The organism is Roseiconus nitratireducens, from assembly GCF_008629675.1.
Classification (GTDB): domain Bacteria; phylum Planctomycetota; class Planctomycetia; order Pirellulales; family Pirellulaceae; genus Stieleria; species Stieleria nitratireducens.
Map to the genome: position 1 here is coordinate 231,327 of NZ_VWOX01000003.1, position 11,653 is coordinate 242,979.

The 11,653-nt window shown below is 60.8% G+C and carries 7 protein-coding genes; 5 read left to right on the forward strand and 2 right to left on the reverse strand.

Annotated elements, in window-relative coordinates; translation table 11 throughout:
• Window positions 1-77 precede the first annotated feature (77 nt).
• A complete protein-coding gene (locus FYK55_RS06280) occupies window positions 78-701 on the reverse strand; it encodes a superoxide dismutase (RefSeq protein ID WP_150075535.1) in 624 nt (207 codons plus the stop codon).
• Between the two features lie 696 nt (window positions 702-1,397).
• On the opposite strand from FYK55_RS06280, the gene FYK55_RS06285 reads away from it, so the two are divergent.
• The 3 genes from FYK55_RS06285 to FYK55_RS06295 all read left to right on the forward strand — a co-directional run bounded on the left by FYK55_RS06285 (window position 1,398) and on the right by FYK55_RS06295 (window position 6,945).
• Entirely contained in the window at window positions 1,398-4,403 is a 3,006-nt protein-coding gene (locus FYK55_RS06285) for a DUF1549 domain-containing protein (protein ID WP_150075536.1), read from the forward strand.
• Between the two features lie 67 nt (window positions 4,404-4,470).
• Complete coding sequence (locus FYK55_RS06290) at window positions 4,471-5,916, forward strand: DUF1501 domain-containing protein (protein ID WP_150075537.1); 1,446 nt, start codon at window positions 4,471-4,473, stop codon at window positions 5,914-5,916.
• A gap of 186 nt (window positions 5,917-6,102) precedes the next feature.
• Window positions 6,103-6,945 carry a phosphatidylinositol-specific phospholipase C/glycerophosphodiester phosphodiesterase family protein gene (locus FYK55_RS06295; RefSeq protein ID WP_235908467.1) on the forward strand — a complete coding sequence of 281 codons (843 nt, stop codon included), beginning with the start codon at window positions 6,103-6,105 and terminating at the stop codon, window positions 6,943-6,945.
• Window positions 6,946-7,042: 97 nt separating this feature from the next.
• Here FYK55_RS06295 and FYK55_RS06300 read toward each other — a convergent pair whose 3' ends face one another.
• Window positions 7,043-7,615, reverse strand: coding sequence for a glutathione peroxidase (locus FYK55_RS06300; protein ID WP_150075538.1), 573 nt, complete (start codon window positions 7,613-7,615; stop codon window positions 7,043-7,045).
• A gap of 447 nt (window positions 7,616-8,062) precedes the next feature.
• Between FYK55_RS06300 and FYK55_RS06305 the strand changes: the two genes are divergently transcribed.
• Both FYK55_RS06305 and aspS read left to right on the forward strand, forming a co-directional pair.
• Window positions 8,063-9,616, forward strand: a complete 1,554-nt coding sequence (locus FYK55_RS06305; protein ID WP_235908469.1) for an MFS transporter — start codon at window positions 8,063-8,065, stop codon at window positions 9,614-9,616.
• A 221-nt stretch (window positions 9,617-9,837) separates the two neighbouring features.
• Entirely contained in the window at window positions 9,838-11,628 is a 1,791-nt protein-coding gene (aspS, locus tag FYK55_RS06310; protein ID WP_150075540.1) for an aspartate--tRNA ligase, read from the forward strand.
• Window positions 11,629-11,653: the final 25 nt, after the last annotated feature.

Here is an 11,653-nt window from a genome sequence, read left to right on the forward strand (position 1 = left end):
TTTCAACACGCGGGCCGACGCTGCTTCTGAACGCGTCATTCAGCACGCCTCGGCATTCGGCGCGACTCAGCCGGCCATCATTTGGCGGCGGCGTAACGCTCCGCCACGGCGTCCCAGTTGACGACATCCCAAAAGGCGCTGATGTAGTCCGGACGACGGTTCTGGTAGTTCAGGTAGTAGGCGTGCTCCCACACGTCCAGTCCCAGGATCGGCGTGCCGCCGATTCCGGCAATCTCGGTACCCATCAGCGGGCTGTCTTGGTTGGCCGTGCTGCCGACCTTCAAGCTGCCGCCGTCGACGTACAGCCACGCCCAACCGCTGCCGAAGCGCGTTGCGGCGGCGTTGGAAAACGTCTCTTTGAACTGATCGAAGCTTCCGAAAGCGCTATCAATGGCGCTGGACAAATCTCCGCCGGGCGAACCGCCTTTTCCCGGCCCCATCACGGTCCAGAACAGCGAGTGATTGGCGTGACCGCCGCCGTTGTTGCGAACCGCCGTGCGTTTGTCGTCTGGAACCGATGACAGACTGGAAATCAATTCTTCGATGCTTTTCGATCCAAGGTCGGTTCCCTCGATCGCCGCGTTGACTTTGGTGACATAACCGGCGTGGTGCTTGCCATGGTGAATCTCCATCGTCTTCGCATCGATGCTCGGTGCGAGGGCGTCGAAGGCATAGGGCAATTCGGGTAATGAGTAAGCCATGACGAACTTTCTCCGGTTGGTGGTCTAGAATTCAAAGACTTTTGTGCTTCACGGGCTCCGGCGGGCCTCCCCGGGGGGATCCGCAAAGTCCGCGATCAACGATAGCGACCGTGGCAAATCGATGTAAGTAGGCCCTCGGTAAAGAGGCCCGCCGGCCGATCTCTCCGCTGCGGATCACTGAGGACGCGGATCACTGAGGACATGGACGCCGCAGGGAAATTGCCTGCCCAGCCACCATGCTGGCAGCGTTTCAGCCTCGCGCGTTGGCGTCGATGACCGACATCGCCCGGCCAAGTCACCGCTGCGACGCACCGGCGCATTGCGGTTACAATGCAACGGAACGGATTGGTGCGTGCAACCGTCCAATCGTTCAGCGCGTGAGAGTGCATCGGTTGCCGCTCGAAAGCGTTGAACGGGCTCCCATCATCCACGGTCACCAGGAGTGGTATTGCAAACATCGCGCCAAGTAACCCTTGGGGACGCGAGCATGCCGCCCATCACCCTTCAGCTGAACCGTCGATCGATTGCCCGGCCCGAGCCCCACCCCGCTGACGGCCGCACGTTTCCCGCACTCCGGCCGGATCCCACGCTCCGGCCGAACAGTCCGGCCAATCATTCTTCGAAATCTCGTTTGGCAGTTCTTTTCACCGCTTCATCACGACCCGTCAGACCCACCCAGTCAGACAACGGCTAACCATGCGAAGAAACACATCCGCCCACGCACAGCCACGAGCGGCGATCCGTTTCGGCGCGCCCGGCCCGCTGTCTGTCCGCTGTCTGTCTGTCCGCTGTCTGTCTGTCGGCCGTCTTTACCTCAGCCGTCTGTCCCTTTGCGTCCTGCTGCTGGGTTCTCTGACGGCGATCGACGTCAACGCCGAACCGCCAACGGACCGGAAGACGCCGGCGGACGGAGAGCAATCGGACGCCGAAGTCGACGAGTCACAGACGCTGTTCGTCCGACGTGTCGAACCGCTGCTGCGCGAGAAGTGCCTGGGATGTCACGGGGCGGATGAGGAAGCGATCGAAGGCGGTCTGGACCTGCGGCAACAGCAGCAGGTCCTCGCGGGCGGCGATAGCGGCGAACCCGCACTGGTCCCCGGCCGGCCGCAGGAAAGCCCTCTGTACCTGGTGATGACCCGTCATAGCGATGACTGGTCCGCGATGCCCCCCAAGGAAGCCGAAGCAGTCACGGAAGAGCAATTGAATTGGGTTCAGCGATGGATCGCCACCGGTGCTGCTTGGCCGGAGGCGGAACGTCAAGCCGAGATCGCGGCGGCTTATGCGGATCGCTGGTCGGCCGAGGACGGCGTGCAGGTGGAAACCTCCGGCGGCCTGGATGACGCTTGGACCAACCGTCGCTACCAGCCCGAATCGCTTTGGGCCTATCAGCCCGTCGTCAAACCCGAGGTCGCCTCCGCGGACGATGCGCCATCGGCGGAAGCGACCAGCCCGATCGATGTGTTGATCGACCAGGCGATGCCCGCTGGCTTGCTGCCGGCCGGACCCGCGGACCGCCGCACCCTGCTGCGACGGGTCACGTTTGATCTGACCGGCCTGCCCCCAACACCAAAAGAAATCGATGCGTTCGTCTCGGACCCGCGAAGCGAACACGCGGCCTTCGCTGACGTTGTTGATCGATTGCTGCAGTCACCACACTATGGCGAACGGATGGCCCAGCACTGGCTGGACGTGGTTCGCTACGCGGACTCGTCCGGATTCGCCAACGACTACCACCGCGGCGGCGCATGGCGCTACCGCGATTACGTCGTCCGCGCGTTCAACCAGGACAAACCGTTCGACCAATTCGTTCTGGAACAAATCGCCGGCGACGAATTTGATCCCGAAGATCCGGAGATGATCATCGCGACAGGTTTTCTGCGGATGGGCCCCTGGGAGTTGACCGGCATGGAAGTCGCCAAGGTGGCGCGACAGCGTTTTTTGGACGATGTCACCAACAGCGTCGGCGAAACGTTCCTGGCGCACTCACTGCAATGCGCCCGCTGCCACGATCACAAATTCGATCCGATCCCCACGCGCGACTACTACAGCATCCAGGCAGTCTTCAAAACCACCCAATTGGCCGAACGACATGCCGAACGGCTGCCTGAAGAAAACGTCTCGGGTTTTGATGAGCAGAAATACCTCAACCAGCGTCGCAAAGACTACCAACAGATTCTGCGTCAACTGGATGAGGTGCTGCTGGAGAACGCTTTGCAGTGGTACTCCGATCAGGGCCTTCCCGATCAACAGTGGCGCGAAATCGTTGCCGAACTGAAAAAGACGAAAACCTCCGGGGTCTTCAACGCGGCTCGAAACCGCATCAAGAAGGGCCTGAACGAAGATCAGTATCCGCCCAAATTGGTCGGCTTCACGTCGGAACAATTCGGCATGGAACGGGTCGCCAGAAAGGGTTTGCAAGCGTTGGCCTTTGAAGACGAAACCTATGCGCCGTACGCGTTGGCGGTCTACGACGGCAGGACCCCCGATGTCAAATCCATCTACGCGCCGTTCCGAGTCCCGGATGAACCGATGGAGCAGGGCGAATTGGAGCCGGGCCAGATCCTCATTGGCGGCGACCCGTTCTCGGCCGGTCCGCAAGTGTCCCCCGGCGTTCTGAGCGTTCTGGATGATGTCCAACCCCAGCCCATTCCCGACACCATCCAGGGTCGCCGACTGGCTTTCGCCAAATGGGTTGCCGATCCGGGCAACCCGCTGACCACGCGGACGATCGTCAATCGCGTTTGGATGTGGAATTTCGGCACTCCCATTGCCGGAAACCCGAACAACTTCGGTTCCACCGGGAAACGTCCGACCCACCCTCAGCTGCTGGACTGGTTGGCTGCGACTTTCGTCGAAGACGGTTGGTCGATCAAAAAGCTTCAGCGTCGCATTGTGATGAGCCGCGCCTACCGTCGTTCGGCCGCCCATCCTGAACCGGAGCGGTTGAAGGAATTGGATCCCACCGGCACCAGCTACGCCGTGTTCCAACCGCGCCGGCTGACTGCCGAGGAACTCCGCGACGCCGCGTTGGCGATCTCCGGCGAGCTGAATCCGGAACTTGGCGGCATTCCTTGCCGGCCGGAGATCAATTTGGAAGTCGCCATGCAGCCACGCCAGGTGATGGGCACGTTCGCGGCTGCCTGGACACCCAACCCGTTGCCGGAGGATCGCCATCGACGATCCCTGTACGCATGCCGGCTTCGCGGACTTGCCGATCCGATGCAAAAGGTGTTCAACACGCCGTCGCCGGATTTCTCTTGCGAGCGGCGCGACGCGTCGAACGTCACCCCGCAAGTATTCGCGCTGCTCAATAGCCGTCGTTCACACGCCCGATCTCTGGCACTGGCCGATCGCTGCTTGAGCGAGACGGACGGTGACCGCCAAGCCATCAAGCGATGCTTTCAGTTGGCGCTGGGACGATCACCATCGGATGAGGAGACCCGACTTGTCTTGGAGCACTGGCGGCAAAGCGAAGCGGCTTTGCCCGATCAAGCAATCGATTGGAAAACACAACCCACGCAAGTCCGACGAGAAGCGGTGGAAGAAAACACCGGAGAAAAATTCGCGTTCACGGAGCGACTGCATGCCAACGTGGACTTTGTCCCCGACCTGAGACCCTCCGACGTGGATCGCCACACCCGGGCCTTCGCCGATGTCTGCCTGGCAATTTTGAACTGCAATGAATTCATCTACGTTTACTGATCGCCGACGCTCCCCAACCCCGCCGTGACGCCGCTCTCGTCAGCTCGACTCTGACAATCGAATTCCCATGACCCAACGATCCTTTCCCCCCGCCGGTGCTTCCGACCGTCGACAATTCCTCTACGGCCTGGGCGCGTCGTTGGGAAGCGTCGCCTTCACCGCCATGATGGCCAGCGAACTTGACGCGGCCGGCGCGAATACGTCGCCGTCCGGTGAAGCCGGTCCCTTGCAACCTCGGCCGCAGCACCAACCGGCCAAAGCGCAGCGTTGCATCTTTCTGATGATGGAAGGCGGACCGTCGCACATCGACACCTTCGATCCGAAACCGGCACTGGAACGGTTGCACCTGAAGGAATTCAATCGCAGCGGCGAGCAAAAGTCGGCCATGGAAAGTGGCAAACGCTACTACGTCAAAAGCCCGTTTCAATTCCGCAAAGCCGGCCAGTCGGGAGCCGACATGGCGGTGAATTGGGAACACCTGGCTGGGGTCGCCGATGACCTGTGCTTTTACCGCGGGTGCCAGGTCGACAGCGTCAATCACCCCACCGCGATGTACCAGATGAATTGCGGGAACCGTTTCGGTGGCGATCCCGCCGTCGGCGCCTGGGTCACCTACGGGCTGGGATCCATCAACCAGAATCTGCCGGGCTTCGTCGTGCTGCCGGCGGTCTCCTATCCTCAGGGCGGTTCGGCCAACTGGAGCAACGGCTACCTTCCCGCCCACTTCCAGGGGACGCCCCTGCGTCCGACCGGTTCACCGATTTTGGATCTGGACCCGCCGCGTGGCGTCACACGTGAGCGTCAACGTCGAAACCTGGACCTGATCGCCAAACTCAATCGCCGTCACGCTGCCGAACATCCAACCCACGAAGAACTGTCGGCGCGGATGGCCAATTACGAACTCGCCTATCGCATGCAAATGCAAGTCCCGGATGTGCTGGACCTGCAGTCCGAAGACGCCAAGACGCTGACCAAGTATGGAGTCGGAGAAGAACCCACCGACACGTTCGGACGAAAGTGCCTGCTGGCCAGAAAGCTGGTCGAAAACGGCGTTCGCTTCGTGCAGCTGTACCACGGTTCTTGGGACAGCCACGATTACATCGAACGGGCGCACGGCAGCTTGGTTCCGGCGGTGGACAAGCCGATCGCTGCGCTGATCGCTGACCTGAAAGACCGGGGACTGCTGGAAACCACCTTGATCGTTTGGTGCGGCGAGTTCGGCCGATCGCCCGACAACGGAGTCCGCGGGGGAACAGCTTACGGTCGCGACCACAACCCCAGCGCCATGACCATCTGGATGGCCGGAGGCGGCGTCAAGGCGGGCCACACCATCGGGGCGACCGATGAAACCGGTGCCGAAGCGGTAGAAGGCGTTCATCACGTGCGCGACTTTCACGTCACGTTGCTGCGACTGCTTGGACTGGATGACAACAAGCTGACCTACTATCACGCCGGACGTTTCAAGCAGCTCAGCCAATTTGGCGGCAAAGTGATCGAAGATTTGATCGGATAAGAGATGTCGCCGATGGCGGTGCTCGGGTGAGAGCCTGGCCTGGACTGTTTCAAGAAGCGTTTCCTTTCGGTCGACCGTGGCAATCCGGCGGCCCGCTCTTGTTTGCTCCTCGCCACCGGTGACCTCGTACCGCCGTTGCCGTCGATTCTTCTCGCTGACCAGAGTCTCAACGCAGGATCGGAATTCATGACCGCCAACAATCATCACCTGCGAACCACCCGAGCGGCCCGGCTGACTCTGATCGTATGCTTCTTTGTTTGGGGCACGGCGGGAATCGCCGCAGACATTGCGACGCCGCTGGAAAGAGCGCATGCGCACAACGACTATCTGCACGAACGTCCGTTACTTGATGCGTTGGACCACGGATTTAACAGCGTCGAAGCCGACATCTTTCTGGTGGGAGACCGGTTACTGGTCGCCCATGACTTCGACAAGATTGCCCCCCAGCGAACACTCGAGACGCTGTATCTGGATCCTCTTCGAAGGCGTGCTCAAAAAAATGGTGGCCGGATCCATTCCGGGGCGGCACCGTTTCGATTGCTGATCGACATCAAGAGCGACGCAAGAGCAACCTATGCCGCACTCGCCAAACGGTTGGCCAGCTATGCGGACCTTGTGGCGCACTTCGACAACGGCAGGTTTGAACCCGGGGCGGTGGAAGTCGTCATTTCCGGCAACCGCGCCAAGGACCTGATCGCCGGTGATTCGCCGCGCTACGCCGGCATCGACGGACGATTAAGAGATCTGGGTGGAGAGACGCCGACGCACTTGATGCCTCTGATCAGCGACAATTGGAAGTCCCATTTCCGCTGGAACGGCAAGGGAGCGATCCCGGCGGAGGAAGAGGAACGCCTGCGTCAGTTCGTCCAGCGCACGCACCAGGAAGGGCGTCAGATTCGATTCTGGGGCACGCCCGATACGTCGGCGATGTGGAAGGTGTTGGACGACAGTGGCGTCGATGCGATCAATACCGACGACCTCGCGGGACTGGCCAGCTATCTCGCTGGCCGTCCAGCGAGATCGAAGTGAAAGCTGGATCCATCCGTCGTCAGGCACAGCCTGACCAAACGGTGCTGGATGTGGTCAGGCACAGCCTGACCTAACGGTGCGTTGCCCTGTAGCCGGACTAGCCCTTCAGAGCGCCTTCGATCGCTTTGACCAGCTCGGCATCGTCGGGCTTGGTGCGGGGAGCAAACCGATGAACCAGGTTGCCCTCGGTATCAATCAGGAACTTTTCGAAGTTCCAGGAGATGTCGCCCTTGCCGGCCGGCTTCACGTCCTTGCTGGTCAGGTACTTGTATAGCGGTGCCGCGTCGCTGCCGTTGACGTCGATCTTGCTAAACATCGGGAACGTGACGTTGTATCGCGTGCTGCAAAACGTCTTGATCTCCGCTTCGGTCCCCGGTTCCTGGCTCCCGAATTGGTTGCAGGGGAATCCCAGGACCACGAATCCCTTGTCCTTGTACTTGCGGTACAGCTCTTCCAGGCCGGCATATTGCGGCGTCAGACCGCACTCACTGGCGGTGTTCACGACCAAGACCACGTTGCCTTCGTAGTCTTCCAAATCGACCTGTTCGCCGTCGATGTTCTTCATCTTGAAGTCCAGGGCGCATTCGTGTTCGCCCTGCGATTGATCGTCCGCGGTCGCCATCAGACTCAGTGCTCCCAGACAAAGGGCGAGAGAGAGAAAGAAACGCATGAGAAATCTCACTTGGGTTGGTTGGTAGAGGATGCTTGCTCGGCTGATCCGATCGGCAAATGATGGCGCCCCGTCAAGACGGCCGCGCCAGAGCCGGAACGGCGTTGGGGCATGACCGCCGGACGTCCCGAATGCCCACTTGGGTCCCTGCCCGCTGTGAACCGAGTGCCACGCTCGTCGACGCTATGGCTCCGCTCTCGGGACGATCACGGGACCGTAAGCTGGGACAGAGGTGACAATTTTTAACTTCTGGGGCCAGTATAGCGGAGTTGCCAGTGGCGACAGGCAGCGGACCCGATTAGGTTCTGCATTCTTGGCGGATTGCCCCCGAAGTCCCTTTACTTCGAATGAATTGGCGGGCAGCATTGCCGTCGTTCTCCCTCCCCCTCATTGACTCTCCTTGTCTGCCTCTGGAGCCACCGTATGGACCTTTCACGCGGAAAACTCATGCTTGCCAGTTTCCTGACGCTGGTGGCGTCGGGAATCGGTTTTGCCACCCGGACTGCCGCTGGTGGACCGTGGGAACGAGAATTCGACATCGGCGGGGGCCAGTTCGGAGTGATTCTTGGCGCAGGATTCCTGGGCTTCGGATTGATGATCTTTTTCGGCGGGATCCTGGTGGAAAAGTTCGGCTACAAGCCGTTGCTGGTGCTGGCTTTCGTATTGCACCTGATCAGTGCGGGGATGTTGTTTGCGGCCAACCCGCTGTTTGAGGGCTGGCGGGAAGCCGATCCTTCGACGGCAACCGACAAAGTCTTCAACTTGCTGTTCTGGAGTGCGTTCATCTTCTCCATCTGCCAGGGCCTGTACGAGGCGGTGATCAACCCTCTGATCGCGCAGATTTATCCGGAGAACAAGACCCACTACCTGAACATCCTGCACGCCGGCTGGCCGGCGGGGATGATCATCGGGGGATTGTTTGCCGCCGGATTCATTGGGGCCGACGCCTGGTTCATCGAATTGCCCTGGCAATGGGCGCTGTCCAGCTTTGCGATCGTCGTTTTGGCTTACGGGGTGATGGTGCTGCCGGAAAAGCTCCCGGAAACGGTCGGCGAATCGTCCGGCAACTTCGGCAACGTGTTTTCCTGCTTCGCTTCGATTCCATTCCTGGTGTTGATCGTCTTGCACGCGTTGATCGGCTACATGGAATTGGGCGTCGACTCTTGGATGACGAAGTTGATGGAGAATTTCCTGCCCAACAGCGTTCTGATCCTGGTTTACACCTCGTTCCTGATGTTCATCTTGCGGTTCTTTGCCGGCCCAATCGTTCACAAGGTCAATCCGATCGGTTTGCTGCTGGGAAGTTCCGTCATTGCCTGCCTGGGCCTGATCTGGCTGGGATCTCCGATCCAGAGCGTCGCGATGATTTTCGTGGCGGCAACGTTCTACTCCTTCGGCAAAGCCTTCCTGTGGCCAACGATGCTGGGTGTGGCCGGCGAGCGGTATCCGCAAAGCGGCTCCGTTGCCATGGGCGCCCTGGGTGCCGCGGGCATGCTGTGTGTCGGTCAGATCGCCGGCCCGCGAATCGGTGCCCAACAGGGTTACGCGATGAGCGAGAACCTGCAGCAAACCGCACCGGAAACCTTTGAACGCTATGCGGAACCGGACCCGATTTCGTCTTGGGGCTACGAGTATCGCCCACTGGATCCGGCCCGACTGAACGCAGCCAACCGGACCGAGTTGGTCAACGGCACCCCGAAAAACGTCGATGCGGTCCGCGAGGCGGATCTGATCCCCGCGGACGTCAAACCCATCCTGATCGCCAACGCCGAGAAGGACTTCAAGAACGTCCAAGACTCGTACCTGGCCGGTGGACGTCGGGCACTGACGCTGACCAGCTATGTCCCCGGCATGATGGCGATCGGTTTCCTGGGGCTGCTGATCTATTACCGCTCGATCGGCGGGTACAAGGTCATCAAGCTTGACGGGCACGAGGAGGAGCATGACGCCGCCGGCGATGATGAAGAGCTGATGGGCCAGACGGGCCCGGTCGAGTACTGATCGGGTTGGGAGTGGCGGGGCCAGCCAAACGCCCCGGCCTTCTACCCACCGCGAAATCGTCTCCACGCCCCGGCCCCCGCCGGGGCGTTTTTCGTTGTCGCACCGCCGCCACGGACCTCCCGCGGGCGGCCCCTGAGCAATTGCCTTGGAACTGTTTAGAATCCCGTCCGTTCTTGATTTCTTGGATCCCCGTTTTCCTCTCCTGCATCGATTGAATTCCCGTGCTGCGCACCCACACCTGCGGACAGCTCCGCAAAGAACATGTCGGAACCGAAGTCACTCTCTGCGGATGGGTGGAAAACAAGCGTGATCACGGCGGCGCCGTGTTCATCGACCTGCGTGACCGCTATGGGTTGACCCAAGTCGTCCTGGGCCCCCCCGAAGCCGACCAGACGCAGATCGACAAGGCCGGACGCGTGGCGAACGAGAGTGTGATCCTGGTCCGTGGCAAGGTGGCAAACCGGCTGGAAGGCAAGACGAACGAGAAGCTGGCGACGGGAGAAATCGAAGTCCGCTGCCCGGAGCTGGAGGTGCTCAACGCCTGCCAAACGCCTCCGTTCACGCCCGGCCAGACCGACCTGCCCGGCGAAGACCTGCGGTTGAAGTACCGATTCCTGGATCTGCGACGCCCGGAAATGCAGCGGGCCCTGGTGCTCCGCAGCAAGATCATCAAGACGATGCGCGATTACTTTGCCGAGCATCAGTTCATCGATGTGGAAACACCCATCCTGGGACGCAGCACCCCCGAAGGCGCACGCGACTACCTGGTCCCCAGCCGCGTCCACCCCGGACACTTCTACGCCTTGCCGCAATCACCGCAGCTGTACAAGCAGATTCTGATGGTGGCGGGCTTCGACCGTTACGTTCAGGTCGCAAAGTGCTTTCGCGACGAAGACCTGCGTGCCGATCGACAACCCGAGTTCACTCAGCTGGACCTGGAGATGTCGTTTGTGGATGCCGACGACATCATGGGCCTGATCGACGGGCTGGTTGCCAAGACGGCCAAGGAAGTGCTGGGCAAAGACGTTTCCCTACCGCTGCCACGTCTGACGTACGACGAGGCCATGCGACGTTTCGGACACGACGCTCCGGACCTGCGGTTCGGCATGGAGATCGTGGACGTGACCGAGGTCGCCAAGAAAACCGAATTCCGCGTCTTTCGCGCGACGGCCGATGCGGGCAACTTCGTCCGCGCAATCCGCGCCCCCGGCGGGGCGGAGAAATACTCGCGACGGCAGATCGACGAGCTGACCGAGTTTGTCAAAGAATACGGCGCCAAAGGGCTGGCCTGGTTTCGGGTCGAAGAGGACGGGACACTGTGGAGCCCGGTCAGCAAGAACTTCGACGCGTCCCACCTGGAAGAAATCAAGTCGCTCCTGCAAGGCGAACCCGGCGACTTGCTGCTGTTCTTGGCCGACAGCTGGGACGTCACCTGCAAGGGCTTGTACGCGTTGCGAAAACGCTTGGGTGCCGAGCTGAAACTGTATGACCCAGACGCCTTGCATTGCAGTTGGGTCACGGAGTTTCCGATGTTCGAACGCGATGAGGAATCCGGCCGCTGGGTCGCGATGCACCACCCGTTTACCGCACCGCTGGCCAGCGACTTGGAAAAGCTGGAGAGCGACCCCCAGGCCTGTCGCGCCCAGGCCTATGACCTGGTCATCAATGGCAGCGAAGCCGGCGGCGGGACCATCCGGATCCACGACCAGAAAACGCAATCGAAGGTCTTCGAATTGCTGGGGATCGATGAACAGACCGCCGAAGATCGCTTCGGATTCCTGCTCAACGCGCTTCGCTTCGGCGCGCCCCCGCATGGTGGAATCGCCCTGGGTGTCGACCGCTGGGTGATGCTGTTCGCCGGCCTGGAGAATATTCGCGAAGTCATTGCGTTCCCGAAAACTCAAAAAGCATCCGATTTGATGACCGAGGCCCCCGGCGTCGTGGACAATGATCAACTGACCGAACTGCACCTCCGCACGCTGGCGGCCAAACAGCCGTCCGCGACCTCGTAGCGGTCCATCGGCTTCCTTGCTGAGG